8 protein-coding genes are annotated in these 17,880 nt (G+C 63.1%); 6 read left to right on the forward strand and 2 right to left on the reverse strand.

Features of this window, described 5'->3' with window-relative positions:
- Nucleotides 1-24: 24 nt before the first annotated feature.
- The 4 genes from QF043_RS11050 (at nt 25) to QF043_RS11065 (ending at nt 3,545) form a co-directional block, all read left to right on the forward strand.
- Nucleotides 25-1,347 carry an MFS transporter gene (locus QF043_RS11050; RefSeq protein ID WP_307418496.1) on the forward strand — a complete coding sequence of 441 codons (1,323 nt, stop codon included), beginning with the start codon at nt 25-27 and terminating at the stop codon, nt 1,345-1,347.
- A 111-nt stretch (nt 1,348-1,458) separates the two neighbouring features.
- On the forward strand, nt 1,459-2,013 hold the full coding sequence (locus tag QF043_RS11055; RefSeq protein WP_307418497.1) for a histidine phosphatase family protein: 555 nt from the start codon (nt 1,459-1,461) through the stop codon (nt 2,011-2,013).
- A 45-nt stretch (nt 2,014-2,058) separates the two neighbouring features.
- Nucleotides 2,059-2,814 (forward strand): precorrin-6A synthase (deacetylating), encoded by a 756-nt coding sequence (gene cobF, locus QF043_RS11060; RefSeq protein WP_307418498.1) that lies wholly within the window; start codon nt 2,059-2,061, stop codon nt 2,812-2,814.
- A gap of 11 nt (nt 2,815-2,825) precedes the next feature.
- Nucleotides 2,826-3,545, forward strand: a complete 720-nt coding sequence (locus QF043_RS11065) for an alpha/beta hydrolase (RefSeq protein WP_307418499.1) — start codon at nt 2,826-2,828, stop codon at nt 3,543-3,545.
- Nucleotides 3,546-3,679: 134 nt separating this feature from the next.
- Here QF043_RS11065 and QF043_RS11070 read toward each other — a convergent pair whose 3' ends face one another.
- On the reverse strand, nt 3,680-4,237 hold the full coding sequence (locus QF043_RS11070; RefSeq protein WP_056859400.1) for a hypothetical protein: 558 nt from the start codon (nt 4,235-4,237) through the stop codon (nt 3,680-3,682).
- Nucleotides 4,238-4,309: 72 nt separating this feature from the next.
- Nucleotides 4,310-6,118 (reverse strand): monovalent cation:proton antiporter-2 (CPA2) family protein, encoded by a 1,809-nt coding sequence (locus QF043_RS11075; protein ID WP_307418500.1) that lies wholly within the window; start codon nt 6,116-6,118, stop codon nt 4,310-4,312.
- Between the two features lie 302 nt (nt 6,119-6,420).
- Between QF043_RS11075 and QF043_RS11080 the strand changes: the two genes are divergently transcribed.
- On the forward strand, nt 6,421-9,120 hold the full coding sequence (locus QF043_RS11080) for an autotransporter-associated beta strand repeat-containing protein (protein ID WP_307418501.1): 2,700 nt from the start codon (nt 6,421-6,423) through the stop codon (nt 9,118-9,120).
- Nucleotides 9,056-17,797 (forward strand): autotransporter-associated beta strand repeat-containing protein, encoded by an 8,742-nt coding sequence (locus tag QF043_RS11085; RefSeq protein ID WP_307418502.1) that lies wholly within the window; start codon nt 9,056-9,058, stop codon nt 17,795-17,797. Before QF043_RS11080 ends, QF043_RS11085 begins: the two co-directional genes overlap by 65 nt.
- The last annotated feature ends 83 nt before the right edge of the window (nt 17,798-17,880 follow it).

Consider the following 17,880-nt stretch of genomic DNA (forward strand, 5'->3'; position numbering starts at 1 on the left):
AACAATCGACAAGGAGTCCCTTCGATGGGCAATACAGCGCAAGACACGCAGCGCAAGCGCCGCCGTGCATTCCTCGGTGCCACCTCCGGCCACCTGATCGAGTGGTATGACTATGGCGTCTACGGCTTTCTCGCCGTGTACATCGGCCAGGCGTTTTTCGTCTCCGATGACCCCACCACCAGCCTGCTTGCCAGTTTCGCGGCGTTCGCCCTGAGCTTCTTTATCCGGCCGCTGGGCGGGCTGTTCTTTGGCCCGCTGGCGGACAAGATCGGCCGGCGCAAAACCCTGATCATGGCACTGGTGATGATGTCCGGTTCCACAGTGCTGTTGGGCGTGCTGCCCACTTACGCAACCCTGGGCATCGCCGCGCCGATCCTGCTGATTCTGGTGCGCTGCGTGCAGGGCTTTTCAGCGGGCGGCGAAATCGGCACGGTCACCAGCTTTATCTCCGAATACGCCGGCCCCGGCCGCCGCGGTTTTGCCACGTGCTGGTTGATGGTCACCGCCGTACTCGGCCTGCTGCTGGGTGGCGCCGTGGCGAACGGCATGACCTGGATTCTGGGCGCCGACACGATGCAGGAATGGGCCTGGCGCGTGCCGTTCCTGATCGCGGCGCCGCTGGGTTTTATCTCCATGTATATCCGCCTCAAGCTCGAAGACAGCCCGGAGTTTCTGGCCCTGCAACGCGCCGGGCAAACCTCCCGCGCGCCGCTGCGCGAGGTCTGGCAGTGGAAACGCGCCATCGCCCTGGTGTTCTTCATCATCACCTTACACAGCTCGATCTTTTACCTGGTGCTGACCTTCGCCTCGACCTACATGGCCAAGATCCTCAAGTTCGACAGCGGCACCACCTTGCTCTACGTGTTTGTCGCCAGTTTCTCGGCGGCGTTCGTGATGCCGTTTGGAGGCGCCTTCACCGACAAGTACGGGCGCAAGCCGTTTCTGATGGTGATCGGCACTTTGGCCACGCTGGCGATGTTCTGGCTGTTCAAATCGGCACCCACCGCCACGCCTGCGTCGTTCTTCGCGCCGTTGATGGCCGTGGCGATCCTGTTCGGGCTGTACGCCTCATCCACCTACGCGCTGATGAGTGAGTTGTTGCCGACGCGCATCCGCTCCACCGGGATTGCCGTGGCCTATAACGTGCCGGTCGCGGTGTTTGGTGGCAGCGCGCCGCTGATCTCCACCTGGCTGATCAAGGTGACGGGCGACATCACTTCACCGTGGTACTTCTACGTGGCCACCGGTGTGGTGTCGCTGATTGCCCTGATGGTGTTGCGCAAAGAGGACTTTGTTGCCAGCGCTAGCCCGGTGGTCGCGCCGCCTGCGGCTGCGGCGCTGGCCTGATCGCTCAGGGGCGTTGGGGTTTGACCGACGTCCTGTTTCATGTGTGGTGTAATATATAGAGACAACTTCGCCAGTCTCCGCTGACTGCGCCACGAAACAGAGTGAATTGTGATGCAGGCCACCCGCTTGACCTTGATTTGCCATGCCGTCACGCCGCTGCAAAAGTACGGGCGTTTTCCCGATGACGAGTCTGTGGCGATGGATTGGCAAGGTGCGGCGCTATCCCTGGCCGGGCGTTTCAAGAAAACCCTGCGGTTAGTCAGCGCGCCCGAGGCCAGAACCCGTCAGACCGCGGGCCTGTTCGGTGCCGAGGCGCAGATCGAAAATGCTTTGCGTGACGCTGATTTCGGCGCCTGGAAAGGCCAGGCCATTGATCAGTTGGCCCCCGACGCGTTGGCGGCCTGGATGACCGACAGCACCGCCGTTCCCCATGGCGGTGAATCAGTGGAACAGCTCTGTGTGAGGGTTGGACATTGGATCAAATCCCTTGAAACCCAACCCGGCCATGTCGTGGCCGTCACCCATCCGTTCGTGATCCGCGCCGCCCTGCTGTACGTCATGCAGTTCCCGGCCTTAATGTTCTACCGCATTGACGTCGAGCCGCTGTCCGCCACCGCGCTGCGCTTTAACAATGTGTGGCGCCTGCGCCTGGAAACTCACGCCTGACCCTATGAACGTGGCAAAATCCACGCCCCGCAATGAGAGCACCCCATGAAGCGCATCCTGATCATCGGCATTGGCGCCGGCAACCCCGACTACATCACGATGCAGGCCGTAAAGGCGCTGAACCGCACCGACGTGTTTTTTCTGATGGACAAGGGCCAGAGCAAAGACAAGTTGATCGACCTGCGCCGCGAGATCTGCGAGACCTACATCACCGAGCCCGGTTACCGTTTCGTCGAGGCCGACTGCCCCGAGCGCGTGCGCGGTGATATCGACTACACCACCGCCGTGCAGGACCTGAACCGCGACAAGCAGCAGACGTTCGAGCGCATGATCAACGAGCACATGGCCGACGGTGAAGTGGGCGCTTTCCTGGCCTGGGGCGACCCGGCGCTGTACGACAGCACCCTCCGCATCCTGCAGGCGATTCTGGCCAGCGGCCGTTGTGAGTTTGAGTTCGAAGTGATCCCCGGCATCACCAGTGTGCAGGCCCTGGCGGCCCAGCATAAGGTGGCGCTCAACCGTATTGGCCGCTCCATCGAGATCACCACTGGGCGCCGGTTGGCGGCGGGGCAGGCGAGTGATGCCGATACCTTGGTGGTGATGCTTGATGCCGAGGACTCCTACCGCACTGTGGCCGACCAGGATATGGATATTTATTGGGGCGCCTACCTGGGCACGCCGGATGAAATTCTTATCAGCGGCAAAGTCAGCGAAGTGGCCGACGAAATCCAACGGGTGCGCAAGGCCGCGCGCCTGGAAAATGGCTGGATCATGGACACGTATCTGTTGCGCAAACCCTGAGGTTGATGCCCATGTTCAAACAGTTAGCCCTGGCGCTGGCGTTAGTCGCCGGTTCCGCCCACGCCGATAATGCCTTGCACACCGACTTGCCCTTGGCCTACCTGGAGCAGACGCAGAGTGATGCGCGCAACCAGCCACTGGTGATCTTTCTGCACGGGTTTGGCAGTAACGAGGAAGACTTGTTTGGCATCAAGGACGCGTTGCCGTCCACCTGGACCTATTTGTCGGCCCGCGCGCCGATGCCGGTGGACCCCAGCGGTTATCGCTGGTTTGCCAGGAAATCCGGTGAAGGCGACTACGATGGCGAAACCGCGGATTTGCAACGCAGCGCCAAGCTGATTGAGGATTTTGTCAGCAAGGCCACGGCCAAGTACCACACCCACAGTGATCGGGTGTTCCTGGTGGGGTTCAGCCAGGGCGCGATCATGGCGTATGAAGTGGGCTTGCGACAGCCTGCCAGGGTGCGCGGGATTGCGGCGTTGAGTGGCAGCGTGTTGCCGGTGCTCAAGGCTGAGCTCAAGCCTGATGAGTCATTGCATAAGCTGGCGATTTTTATCGGCCATGGCACCCTGGATCAGGCGCTGCCGTATGCGTCGGCCACCCGCGCCAATGAGGTGTTGCTGGGGCTGGGGTTGAAGCCTGAGTTTCATGGGTATGTGGGCATGCCGCATACCGTGAGCGAGGCTGAGATACAGGACCTCAAGGCTTGGCTGGAAAATAGCCTGAAGTAAAAACGCGGTTAAACAATGTGGGAGCTGGCTTGCCTGCGATAGCGGTGTATCAGTCACCCAATAGGTCGACTGGTAAATCGCTATCGCAGGCAAGCCAGCTCCCACCGTTGATGTGTGTTGTTTGTTAAACCAGGTTACTTGCCGCCGGTAATCTGCTTCACCAACTCGGCATGCCCCTTCACATCATCGGCCCGCGAAATCGCCTGGATCACCAGCAGGTGGTTGCCCGAACCGCCGAGGAACGTGGAATTTAACGTCTTGCCACCGCCCTGGGTCGCCGTGCTGTCCACCTGGCGCAGGCCCAGGCCTTTGAACGTCAGCTTCTTCTCGTTTTGCTTCTTGAAGTCGGGCAGGGCAGCGCTCTGATCCTTGACGAAGTCCGCCACGGCGCCATCGAGGAACTGCGGGTCATTGTCCTTGATGCTTGCCCCGTCGTTACGCACGGTTTCGGCGACGATCACCACACTTTTCGTGGTCGCGTTGGCGTACAGCGTGCCTTGGGTGTCGGCGGTGCCATCCTCGACCTTGCCGGTTGGCAGCGTGTCAGCGACAAACGCCTTGGGCAGGTTGAAGGTGAATTTGCCGCCCAGGGTCGAGATGGTCTGGGTGGCAGGGGACTTGCTGGCGGCGAACACGCTACCGGCAGTAAGCGCAAGGGCCAGCAGGACGGCGGTCTTGGTGAAAGTGGCCATGAAGCGCTCCAAGGATGAACGAAATTGCGGCGTATTCTGTCAGAAATTTCGCAATGTCGTTCATCCGTAAGCTCACACCTTGTCGGACTCCTCCTCAAGTCGGTCCATCTCAAACAGCCGCGCCAGTTCCGTGCGGGCTTCCTGGGCCGATTGCAATACTTTGGCCGCGTCGTCATACACCGCGTGCTGAGCGGCGAGTAACTGATGGTCATGGTTTTTGAATCGATCGATGCGCGCGTCGGCCTGGGCCTGGCTCAAGCCCAGGCCGACCAGGGTGCGCCGGCTCATTTCCAGGCTGGAATAGAAGGTCTCGCGTACCGGCGAGGCGTCCAGGTCGACCAGGCGGTGAACGTGCTGGCGGTTGCGCGCGCGGGCGATGATTTTCATGTGCGGGTAGAGGCTGCGCACCAGGGCGGCAGTCTTGATGTTGATCTCCGGGTCATCCATGGCGATCACGAAAAACTCGGCCTGGTCGACCTTGGCCGCATGCAGGATTTCCGGGCGCTGCGGGTCGCCGTAAAACACCGGCATGCCACCGAAGCTGCGGGTCAGCTCGATGGTTTCCACCGAGGTGTCGAGGGCAATAAACGAAATGTTCTGCGCACGCAGAATCCGCGCGACGATCTGGCCCATACGGCCCATGCCGGCGATCACCACGCGGGGCGCATCGCTTTCGATGGTGCGGTATTCCTCCGGCACTTCCACCGACTTGGCCTTGGGCTTGAACAGCTTGGGGCACACCAACAGCAGCAGTGGCGTCACGGCCATGGACAGGGTGATGGTCAGCACCAGCACATCGTAAAGGTGCGGCTCGAACAGGCCCTGGTCGCGGCCGATCTTGAACACCACGAAGGCGAACTCACCGCCTGCGGCCAGTACCACACCGAGGCGCAAGGCGCTTTCGCGGTTGAGGTCACCCACCCACCGGCCCACGGCGTACAGCAGCGGCAGTTTCAGGCCAATCAGCAGCAGGGTCAGGCCGATCACCATCAGCGGCGTGCTGAGCAGCAGGCTGAGGTTGGCGCCCATGCCCACGCTGATAAAAAACAGCCCCAGCAGCAGGCCCTTGAACGGCTCGATCTGGGATTCCAGTTCGTGGCGGTACTCCGAATCGGCCAGCAGCAGCCCGGCGAGGAAGGCACCGAGGGCCATGGACACGCCCACCAATTCCATCAACCAGGCGGTGCCGATCACCACCAGCAGCGCGGTGGCGGTGGACACTTCGCGCATGCCGGTCTTGGCGACGATGCGAAACACCGGGCGCAGCAGGTAACGCCCGCCGATGATCACCACGGCGATGCTGCCCAGAATCTGCAGCACGTGTTGCACGCCCTGGACTTCGGTCGTCGGGTGATCACTGCCGGCCAGCAGCGGCACCATGGCGATCAGCGGGATCGCCGCGATGTCCTGGAACAGCAGGATGGCAAAGGCCAGGCGCCCGTGGGGCTGGTTGAGCTCCTTGCGTTCGGCCAGGCTTTGCAGGCCAAACGCCGTGGAGGACAGCGCCAGGCCCAGGCCCAGCACGATTGCGCTGTTCCAGGGTTGGCCAAACAGCCACAACGCCGCCACGGCCATCACCACGCCGGTGAGCACCACCTGGGCCAGGCCGACGCCGAACACCGCCTTGCGCATCACCCATAAACGTTTGGGCGACAGCTCCAGGCCAATGATAAACAGCAGCAACACCACGCCCAATTCAGAAAACTGCGCCACGCTCTGCGGGTTGCCTATCAGGCCCAGCACTGACGGGCCGATGATCACGCCGGCAAACAAATAGCCCAGCACGGCGCCCAGTTGCAGGCGCTTGGCCAAAGGCACGGTCAACACAGCGGCGAGCAGGAACACCACGGCTGCTTGTAACAGGTTGCCTTCATGGGGCATTGAGATCTCCCAGATCTTTTAAGCGAATCTACAGGGCGCCATTAGAGCGTTTTTTACATTTAGAAACTTGTATTTATGTCGCGACAGTCAATGGGTGCTGGCTGTAATCCCATTCTTACGGGGCGCTTACGAAAGTATTAATACCATTTAATTCAATGACTTTTCTGTAGGTCTACTACCGTTTCGACAAATTGGATCAGTTGTCACCACGGTCAGGTATCTCGAATTCGATGCGTGTGGGTCAATAAGGTTGAGCTTCTACGCACTCATGGATGAAAGGCTTGAACCACAAGGAGTTGAGCGTGGATAGAAGACTTGCTACTGCCGTTGCACCTCGTATTTCTGCGCTTTCGCTCGCGATTCGCCTCGGCGTAGCGGGGCTGGTGATGGGGCTTGCAAGCCCCGCAGCGATGGCGGCCTGCTCGCCCGCAAGCCCCACGGCGGGTGCCACGGTGACGTGCACGGGGGTGCCCTCGTTACCGCTGTTTCTGAACACCTTTTCGAGTGCGGTGAATAACCTGACGGTCAACGTCAACCCGGGCGCGCAGCTCAATGCGACACTGGGCGGCATTGCGTTGAACCTGACCGGTAACAACACCACATTGAACAACTCCGGCACCATCGACCCGGCGCTGCTCGGGCTTGTTTCCGTGCTCAGCGGTGGTGTGGTGATGGGGAATACCGCGGCCAGTACGGTGAATTTCACCAACACGGCCACCGGGATCATCCGCGGCACCGGCGCATTGCTGGGGCTCAACCTGACTTCATTGGCGGGCGCGGCGCTGAACGTCACCAATGGCGTCGGTGGCACCACCACCCTCACCAACGCCGGCACCCTCGGCTCCAACGCCTTGCTGGGGCTTTCTTTGTTTGCCTCTGACACGCCAGTGGTCGCCGTGCAAGGTGGCGGCCAGGTCAATATGACCAACAGTGGCACGCTCACCGGGCGGGTTGCGTTCGAGGCCTCCACTTTGGGCAACACCTTCGTCAACAGCGGGATCATTTCCGGCGGTGTGTCGATGGGGGCAAGCAGTACCAACACCTTTACGGCGGTGACCGGGTCGAGCGTGTCCTCTGGCGGCGGTATCGGCCTGAGCCTCGGCGGCCTGGTGGGCGTGAACCTGACGTTTGCCCCCACCGGCCAGGTGGATGGCGGCGCAAACGGCAGTAATACCTTGATCCTGAAAAACCCCGGCGGTGTTGGCAGCAGCGGCACCGGCACGGCGTCCAGCGCCACTTATATCAACTTCAACAACCTGACCATCAATGGCGGCACCTGGACGCTGCAGGGGCCGTTGGTCAGCGGCAGCACCACGCTCAATGGCGGCATTTCGCAGTTCGATAACAGTGCGACGTTCGGTACTGGGGCAATCACCGCCAATGGCGGGATTATCGAAGCAACGGCCAATGACCTGACGCTGGCTAACTTGCTCACGCTGGGCACCGGCGGCTTGACCGTCCAGGGCGCCAATACCGGGCTGACCCTGGGCGGCGTGCTCTCGGGCACCGGCGGCTTGAACAAGGCGGGCACCGGTCAACTGATCCTCAATACCGCCAATACCTACACCGGCGCCACCACGCTGTCCGGCGGTTCGGTGCAGTTGGGCAATGACCTGGCGCTGAGCAGCGGCGCTGTCACCGTCACGGCCGCATCGACGTTGCAGGCGCCTGGCACAGTCAGCCTTGCCAACACGTTCACCCTTAACGACAACCTGACGACCGATGTGGCCGGTACGCTGAGCCTGAACGGCGCCATTAGCGGCAGCGGTGGGCTTACCCAGAGTGGCGCCGGCAGCCTGACGCTCAATGGCACCAATACTTACACCGGCCCCACTGCGCTGAACACAGGGACGCTGGTGGTCGGCTCCGACACGGCAATCGGCACCGGCGCCTTGAACGCAGCGGCCGGCACCACCTTGCAAAGTGGTGCAGCGGTGAGCCTGGGCAATAACATCAATCTGGGCGGCAATCTGACCATCGCCGGTGTGGATGCACTGACCCTGGGCGGCACGGTGGCAGGCCTCGGCGGCCTGATCAAGAACGGCGCGGGCGACCTGGTGCTCAACCACGCGAACACCTATCTGGGCACCACGGCGTTGAACACTGGCAAGCTGGTGGTGGGGGCGAGCGGCGCGTTGGGCGCCGGGACCTTGAATGCGGCAGGCGGGACTTCGCTGGATGCCAACACGGCCGCCACGTTGACCAACGCGCTCAACCTGGCCGGCAACCTGGGCATCGGCGGCACCGCCGACCTGACGCTGGCCGGTACGCTCAATGGCGCTGGCAGCCTGACTAAAAACGGCGCCGCCAATCTGGTGCTCAACGGCACCAACAACTTCCTCGGCGGCACCACGCTCAATGCTGGCACCCTGACGGCCGGCTCCAACTCAGCCCTGGGTCTGGGTAACTTGACCGTTGGCGGCGCGTCGACGTTGGACAGCAACGGGGCACTCAGCCTGGGCAACAACGTAGTGCTCAACGCCGGGTTGACCGTGGGCGGTACCAATAACCTGATCCTGGCGGGTGTACTCAGCGGGGCAGGGCCGCTGACCAAAAGTGGCCTGGGCAACCTGACTCTCAACGGCATCAACACCTTCAGCGGCGGCACCACCCTCAATGCCGGGGCCTTGACCCTGGGCAACGCCAATGGCCTGGGCAGCGGTGCCTTGACTGTCGGCGGTGCGGCGACCCTGGACAACAGCGCGTCCTTTGGTATCGGCAATGCGATTGCGCTGAACGCCGACCTCACCGTCGCCGGCAACAACGACCTGAGCCTGAACGGGGTGGTCAGCGGCGCCGGCAACCTGATCAAAAATGGCTTGTCCGACCTGACCCTGGCCGGCAACAACACCTTCACCGGCGCCGTGGACGTGGTCTCCGGCAGCTTGACGCTGGTCAATGCCAATGCCCTGGGCAGCACTGCCGGGGTGAACGTGAGTGCGGGCGCCGGGGGTCAACCTGGCCGCCGACGTCAGCCTGGCCGGCTTGAGCGGCAGCGGTAGCGTGCAACTCAGTGGCGCCAACACCTTGACCGTTGGCGGGGTCAACACCACCAGTACGTTTGATGGTGATGTGAGTGGTACTGGCGGGCTGATCAAGGTCGGCACCGGCACCCTCAACCTTACCGGCATCAATGGCGTCACTGGCAACACGGCGATCAATGCAGGCACCTTGAACCTCAGTGGTTCCCTGGCCAGTGCCCAGGTCAACGTCAACAACGGCGGTACGCTGACCGGTACCGGCTCGCTGCTGGGCGCGTTGAATGTCAACAATGGCGGCCATCTGGCGTTGAGCAGCGGCAATACGTTGTCGGCCGGTGCGCTGAACATGGTCGCGGGTGGCAACCTGGATGTTGCCCTCGGTGCGCCATCCCTGACTTCCTTGCTCAATGTCGGCGGTAACGTGGCGCTCGCCGGCAACCTGAACGTCACCGATGCCGGTGGTTTTGGCGCGGGCACGTATCGCCTGATCAACTACACCGGCGGCCTGACCGGTGGTCTGACCGTAGCCGGTGTTCCCGTGGGTTATGGCCTCGGCGATCTGCTGGTACAAACCTCGGTCGGCAACCAGGTCAACCTGGTGGTGGCGGCGCCCAATATCCGCTTCTGGGACGGCAGCCAAGCTATCGCCAACGGCGTGGTGGATGGCGGCACTGGCACCTGGACTGCCGGCGGCACTAACTGGACGTCCGCCGATGGCCTGACCAACTCACCTTGGGCCAGTGGCTTTGCGGTGTTCACCGGGGCTGCCGGTACGGTCGCCGTGCAAGGACCGCAAGCCTTTACCGGCCTGCAGTTTGTCAGCGACGGCTACAACCTGGTCAGCGGTGCAGGCGGGCAATTGACGGCCATCAATGGCGGCAGTGGCAATGTCTCGATGCGTGTAGATCCGGGCGCAACCGCGACCGTCGGGGTCAATATCGATGGCGCCGGCACCCTGAACAAACTCGACACCGGCACCCTGGTGCTCAACGGCGCCAACACCTATACCGGTGGCACCTTGCTCAATGGCGGCAGGCTTATCGTCGGCAGCAACACCGCACTGGGCGGCGGCCTGTTGACCACGGCGGCCGGGACGACACTAGACAGCAATGCTGCCATCACCCTGGGCAACACGCTGCTCTTGAACGGCGACACGACTGTCGCGGGCAGCAACGCGCTGACCCTTAATGGCGGGATCAGCGGCGTTGGTGGCCTGATCAAAAACGGCGCGGCCACTTTGACCCTGGGTGCGAGTAACACTTTCCTCGGGCCGGTAGCCCTGAATGCAGGCGGGCTGATCCTGGCTGCTAATAATGCCTTGGGCACTGGCGTGTTGAATGCGGCTGGCGGCACGACACTGGATGCCAGCACGGCGGTCACTGCCAATAACGCGATCAACCTGGCAGGTAACCTGGGTATCGGCGGCACGGCTGACCTGACCTTGGGCGGTGCAATCAATGGTGCTGGCAGCCTGAGTAAAAACGGCGCAGCCAACCTGATCCTCAATGGCGCCAATACCTACCTGGGCGGCATGACGCTGAACGCGGGCACCCTGACTCTGGGCAACAACCTCGCGCTGGGCCTGGGTAATCTGACGGTCAGTGGCGCATCGACGCTGGATAACAGCGGCGCGCTGAGCATCGGCAATAGTGCTGTACTGAACGCTGGCTTGACGGTGGCTGGCAACAATGACCTGACCCTGGGCGGCCTGCTCACCGGCACCGGTGCGCTGGTCAAGAATGGCGCGGCCAACCTGGCCCTCAATGGCCTCAATGCCTACAGCGGCGGCACGACACTCAATGCGGGTACCTTGACCCTGGGCACTGCGACAGCGCTCGGGACGGGCGCCTTGACGGTGGGCGGCGCGGCCAACCTTAACAATGGCACACCTCTGGTGCTGGCCAATGCGGTCAACATCAACGCCAACCTGACGGTGGGCAGCCTGAATAACAACCTGACGCTGGCGGGTGGGGTGGGGGGCAGCGCCAATCTGATCAAAACCGGCACGGGCGACCTGACCCTGACTGGTAACAACACCTTCTCCGGTCTTTTCGACGTGCAATCGGGCAGCCTTAGCACGCTCGGTAACGACGCGCTGGGCGCAGGCGCCGGGGTCAACCTGGGCAGCGGTACACAATTGAACTTGGGTGGCTCGGCCAGCCTGGGTGAACTCACCGGCAACGGCGTGGCCGTTGTCGGCACCGGCAGCACCTTGAGTGTCGGCAGCAATAACCTCGACAGCACGTTCGGTGGCGTACTCGCCGGGTTGGGCGGTCTCAACAAAATCGGCAGCGGTGCCTTGACCCTCGGCGGCCTCAGCGTGTTGACCGGTGACACCCAGGTCAACGCCGGCAGCCTGCTGGTCAACGGCGCGCTGGCCAGTACCAATGTGAACGTGGCCAATGGCGCCACCCTCGGCGGCACCGGCACCCTGGTGGGCGCAGTCAACATTGCCGATGGCGGCCACCTGGCGGTCAACTCGGGCAACACCCTGACGGTCGGTTCCTTGGTACTCAATACCAACTCCAACCTCGATGCCGGGCTCGGCGCCCCGTCTACCGGCGGCACGGCGCTGATTCATGTGGGCGGTAACCTGACCCTGGACGGCACGCTGAATGTCAGCGATATCGGTGGCTTCGGCCCCGGCATTTACCGGTTGATCGACTACACCGGCGGCCTGACCAATAACGGCCTGCAACTGGGCAGCCTGCCGGTGAATATCCCGGCCAGCGACCTGGACCCGCAAACAGTGATCGGCAACCAGATCAACCTGCTGGTCAACGGCAATACCACTGTGCAGTTCTGGGACGGTAGCCAAACCACCGGTAACGGCAGCATCGAGGGCGGCAGCGGTACCTGGACAACCGCCGCCACCACCTGGACAGGCGTTAACGGTTCGTTCAACACCGCCTGGGCGCCAAACAGCTTTGCGGTCTTCCAGGGCACGGCGGGTACCGTCACCGTGGACGGCACCCAAGCGATTACCGGCCTGCAATTCGTCACCGACGGCTACAACGTGGTCGGCGGCACGGCGGGGGCCTTGACCTTGTTCAATGGCACCGGTGGCAACACCGCCGTGCGCGTTGACCCGAATGCCACCGCCACCCTGGGCGTCGCCCTCAATGGCGGCGGCACCCTGGCCAAGCTGGACGCCGGTACCCTGATACTCAATAGCGCCAACACCTACACCGGCGGCACCGCACTCAATGGCGGTACGTTGGTGGTCGGCAATAACAGTGCGTTGGGCAGCGGTGTATTGACCACCGCCGATGGCACCACCCTGGACAGCAATGCCGCTGTCAGCCTGGCCAATGATGTGAACGTCAACGGTACGCTGACCGTCGGCGGCAGCAACGCACTGACTTTGGCCGGCACCGTGGCCGGCACCGGCAGCCTGATCAAGAACGGCATCGCCAGCCTGACCTTGAGTGGCAACAACACCTATGCAGGGCCGACGGCATTGAACGCCGGCGGGTTGATCCTGGCCTCTAACACTGCGCTGGGCACCGGCGCGCTGAATGCGGCGGCAGGCACCACGCTCGATACCAGCAGTGCAGTCACCCTGGAAAATGCCGTGAACCTGGCGGGCAACCTAGGCATTCTCGGCAGCGCCGACCTGACCCTTGATGGGTTGGTCACCGGGGCTGGCAGCCTGGCTAAAAGTGGGGCGGGCAACCTGACACTCAACGGCAACAATGCTTACCTCGGCGGTACGCAGTTGAACGCAGGTGGCTTGGTACTGGGCAATGGTTCGGCACTTGGCACCGGCAGCCTGGCCGTCAACGGCGCAGCGACGCTGGATACCAGTGCCGCAGTGGCGCAGGCCAATAACACCACGCTCAATGCTGCGCTGACCGTGGTTGGCAGCAACGACCTGGCGCTTGGCGGTGTGGTTGATGGCAGCGCAGCGCTGATCAAGAACGGCAACGCCAACCTGACCCTCAACGGCGCCAATACCTACAGCGGCGGCACCACGCTTGCGGCCGGTACGCTGACTGTCGGCAATGCCACAGGCTTGGGTACGGGCGCCTTGACCGTCACTGGCGCAAGCACGTTGGATAACAGCGTGCCGCTGGTATTGGCCAACGCCGTCAACCTGAATGCCGACCTCAGCGTGGCCGGTAACAACAACCTGACCCTGGCCGGTGTGCTGGCGGGCAATGCGGCGCTGATCAAAAATGGCGCGGCAGACTTGCGGCTCAGCGGCAATAACACCTTCTCCGGCCCTGTCAATGTACTTGGCGGTAGTGTGACGACCACAGGCAACGCGGCCTTGGGCAACACCTCCGGCGCCAATGTCGGCGGCGGTGCCAGCCTCAATCTGGGCGGCAACGCCAGCCTCAATACCTTGGCCGGTAACGGCGCGATTCAGGTGGCGGGCGGCAGCACGCTGGCGGTGGGTGGCAGCAACCTCGACAACACCTTCGCAGGCACGCTTATCGGTGCCGGTAACCTGGATAAAAACGGCAGCGGCGTGCTCAACCTGAGCGGCGTCAATGGCATCAGCGGCGCGGCCAACGTCAATGGCGGCACCTTGAATGTCAGCGGCTCATTGGCCAGCGGCACGGTGGTGGTCAATACCGGCGCGACGCTGGCCGGCGCCGGCTCGCTGGCGGGCGCGGTAACCGTGGCCGATGACGGGCATATCGGCCTGACCACCGGCAGCACGCTGTCGGTGGGCTCGTTGGTGCTGGGCAGTAATGCCAACCTGGACGTCGGCCTCGGTGTGCCGGTGATGGGCGGTGGCAGCGGGCTGCTGAATGTCGGCGGCGATCTGACCTTGGGCGGTAAGCTCAATGTCACTGATGTCGGCGGCTTTGGCAGCGGCGTCTACAACATCATCAACTATGGCGGGGCACTCACCAATAACGACCTGGCCTTCGGCACCTTGCCGGGCAGTGTGATGCCGGGCGATGTGCAAGTGCAGACGGTCATCAGCAACAAGGTCAACCTGCTGGTCACCGCGCCCAACACCACCGTGCAGTTCTGGGACGGCGCCAACTTGATCGGCAACGGCGCCATCGACGGCGGCAACGGCATCTGGGGCCCTGGCACCACTAACTGGACCAACGTTGATGGCACCTTCAACCAGAACTGGAACAACAGCTTTGCAGTGTTCCAGGGCCCGGGGGGTAACGTGAGCGTGGAGGGCACGCAAAACCTCACCGGCCTGCAGTTCGTCACCGATGGCTACAACCTGGCCTCCGGTACGGCGGGCGAGCTCAACCTGGTGAATGGCGGTACCGGCAACACGGCGATCCGTGTCGACCCGAACGCCACCGCAACCCTGGGCGTCACCCTCGGCGGCGCCGGCACCCTGGCCAAACTCGACACGGGCACCTTGGTGCTTAACGGCACCAACACCTACACCGGCGGCACTGCGCTCAATGGCGGCACGCTGGTGGTCGGCAATAACAGCGCACTGGGCAGCGGAGAACTGACGTCGGCCGACGGCACCACCCTGGACAGCAACGCGGCCGTTACACTCGGCAACGCTGCGGTACTTAACGGCGCACTGGCCATCGGCGGCAGCAATGCGCTGACGCTTAACGGTAGTCTCAGCGGCAATGGCCGCCTGCTGAAAAAAGGCGCGGCAACCCTGACCCTCAACGGCGCCAACACCTACAGCGGCGGCACCGGCCTGAACGCCGGGCAACTGACCCTGGGCAATAACGCCGCATTGGGCAGCGGCGCGCTCACCGTCGGCGGCGTTGCGGCGCTGGATGGCAGCACCGACCTGCAACTGGCCAACGCCATCAGTCTGAGTGGGCCGTTGACCCTGGCCGGCAGCAATGCGCTGGCGCTTAACGGCGTGGTCAGCGGCAGCGGCAGCCTGGTGAAAAACGGCAACGGTGCGCTGCTGTTGACCGGCGCCAACACCTACAGCGGCGGCACCACCCTTAGCGGCGGCACCACCACCGGCAACACCAACAGCTTGCAAGGCGCGATTGCCAACAACGCGGCCCTGACCTTCGAGCAGGGTACCGATGGCACCTACACCGGTAACCTTACCGGTGCAGGCGTGCTGAATAAAACCGGCACCGGCGCGTTGCTGTTGACCGGCAACAACACCTTCACCGGCCACACCAACGTCAACGCCGGCAGCCTGCTGGTCAATGGCAACTTGAACAGTGCAGCGGTGCAGGTGGCCACTGGCGCAACCCTTGGTGGCAGCGGCAACCTGGGCGGTGCTGTGACAATGGCTGATGGTTCGACCCTCAAGGCCGGGGCGGCAACGCCACTGTCGGTGGGTGCGCTGGCGTTGTCGTCGGGTACCGCCCTGGACTTCACCCTCGGCGCGCCTGGAGCATCCACCACCGCGGTGAATGTGGCGGGCAATCTGACCCTCGACGGTACGCTCAACGTCACCGATGCCGGTGGCTTTAGCCTCGGCGTTTATCAACTGTTCCGCTACGGCGGCGCCTTGACCGACAACGGCCTGACCCTCGGCTCGCTGCCGGTCGGCCTTGGCAACCTGAGCCTGCAAACGTCGCTGGCCAACCAACTGAACCTGCTGGTGCAGACCACGCCGGGGCAAATCCAGTTCTGGAACGGCGGCACCACCAACCCGGATGGCACCATCACCGGCGGTAGCGGCACCTGGGGCCCAGGCACCAACTGGACCGATCCAACCGGCACCCAGGGCGAGGTGTCGAACAACCAGTTTGCCGTGTTCGGCGGGCAGGGCGGTACGGTCACGGTGGTCGGCAATCAGGGCTTCACTGGCCTGCAATTCCTTGACCCTGGCTACACGTTGACGGCAGGCGCGGGTGGGACCTTGTCGCCAACCGGTACCGCAGTGGTGCGTGTCAATTCGGGTGTGACTACCGAAGTGGCCGCGCCAATCGTGGGTGCCGGGGCGATCAACAAACTTGACGCCGGCACCTTGCTGTTGACCGGCGCCAACACCTACACCGGCGGCACCACCGTCAGTGGCGGTACGTTGGCCGGTAACGCGCTGAGCTTGCAGGGTCGCTTCCTCAACAATGCGCGGCTGCTGTTTGTCCAACGCACTAACGGCACCTTTAATGGCGTATTGAGCGGAACCGGCAACATCACCAAACAAGGCGCAGGCGCGTTGTTGCTGACCGGCAATCAGCCGTTCAGCGGCACCGTGGCGGTGGACGAAGGCGTGCTGCAAGTCGGCAACGCAGCCAACCCAGGCGCGGTGTTCGGTGGGCAGGTGAGCGTCGCCAACGGTGCAGGCCTGACCGGCAACGGCAGCGTCGGCGCGCTGGTCAACAACGGCAGCGTCACACCTGATAACGGTAAGCTGACGGTGGCCGGTAACTTCACTAATGGCAGTACCGGTGCGTTGAACCTGCTCATCACCCCATCGTCGACCGGCTCCCTGGCCGTCGGCGGTACGGCGAACCTGGGCGGCACCTTGAATGTGGTCAACCTTGCGCCGTACGCCGGCCCGGCCACCTACACGCTGCTCACGGCGGGCGCGGTGAACGGCACCTTCGGCACCACCAACCTGGAGAACCTGGCGTTCCTCAATACCGCTTTGAACTACAGCCCGACTCAAGTGGCGCTGGCGGTCAGCCGCAACAACGTCAGCTACGCCAGCGTGGCTGCTACCGGTAACCAACGTGGCGTGGCCGCCGCGCTGGACAGCGGTGCTGCGGTGGGCGGTGCAGCGGTGCAGAACGCGCTGCTCAACGCCGATGCCGCCGGGGCGCGTGCCGCCTTCGACAGCTTGTCCGGGGAGATTCACGCCAGCACCGCCAGCGCCCTGCTCGAAGATTCGCGTTACGTGCGTGACGCCGTCAACGAGCGCCTGCGCCAGCCCGGCTGCTACCGCGAAGACGACCCACGCAACAGCCTCGCGCCAAGCGAAAACCGCCTGAGCAGCGCCGGTTGCCACGGCGAGATGGTCGGCTGGATGCGCGTGCTGGGCACCTGGGGCCATATGGGCGGCGACAGCAACACCGCCAAGCTGGACCGCAACCTCGGTGGCTTCCTGCTCGGCACCGACAAGCAAGTGGATGACGCCTGGCGCGTCGGTGTGGCCGCCGGCTACACCCGCAGCGACCTGGACGCCAAGCGCCGCAGCTCCAGCGCCGACGTCGACAGCTACCACTTGATGGCCTACACCGCGTACCAGCAGGAAGCCTTCGCCGCTCGCCTGGGCGTGGCGTACAGCTGGCACGACATCGAAAGCAAACGCGATGTGGCCGTAGGCGGCGTGGGCCAACGCCTCAAAGCCGACTACAAGGCACGCAGCGCACAAGTGTTCGGTGAAGTGGGCTACACCATTGAAACCGGCAAGGTGGTGGTAGAACCGTTCGCCGGCCTGGCTTACGTCAACTACGACAGCGACACCCTTAAGGAAAAAGGCGGCTCGGCGGCCCTGCGCGGCGATGCCGATCAGGACGTGACCTTCTCGACCCTGGGCGTACGCATCGGCCAGACCATCACCCTGGGCAACGGCTCGAAAATCACCCCACGGGGCAGCATCGGCTGGCGTCATGCCTTTGGCGACACCCAGCCGGATGTCGACCTGAGCTTTGTCAACGGCGGTGCATCGTTCAGCACTCAAGGTGTACCGATCGCCAAGGACAGCGCGGTGGTGGAGGCGGGCCTGGACTACCAGATCAGTCAGAACGGCAAGTTGGGTCTGGGCTATTCCGGCCAGCTGTCGCGCAACGATAAGGACCATGCGATGACTATCAGCTTCTCCCTCGGTTTCTGATCAAAGCCGAGTATTTTTAACCGCCCGAAAGGGCGGTTTTTTTGGGAAATATTTCTTAACGCTATTCGATCTTTTGCGCAGGT

The sequence above is a fragment of the Pseudomonas sp. W3I7 genome (assembly GCF_030816095.1).
Lineage (GTDB): Bacteria > Pseudomonadota > Gammaproteobacteria > Pseudomonadales > Pseudomonadaceae > Aquipseudomonas > Aquipseudomonas salomonii.

Bases quoted from the DNA above. Each gene is read 5' to 3' on its own strand.
- QF043_RS11050 (WP_307418496.1), top strand. From the start codon at position 25: ATGGGCAATACAGCGCAAGACACGCAGCGCAAGCGCCGCCGTGCATTC.
- cobF (WP_307418498.1), top strand. From the start codon at position 2,059: ATGAAGCGCATCCTGATCATCGGCATTGGCGCCGGCAACCCCGACTAC.
- QF043_RS11055 (WP_307418497.1), top strand. From the start codon at position 1,459: ATGCAGGCCACCCGCTTGACCTTGATTTGCCATGCCGTCACGCCGCTG.
- QF043_RS11070 (WP_056859400.1), bottom strand. From the start codon at position 4,237: ATGGCCACTTTCACCAAGACCGCCGTCCTGCTGGCCCTTGCGCTTACT.
- QF043_RS11065 (WP_307418499.1), top strand. From the start codon at position 2,826: ATGTTCAAACAGTTAGCCCTGGCGCTGGCGTTAGTCGCCGGTTCCGCC.
- QF043_RS11075 (WP_307418500.1), bottom strand. From the start codon at position 6,118: ATGCCCCATGAAGGCAACCTGTTACAAGCAGCCGTGGTGTTCCTGCTC.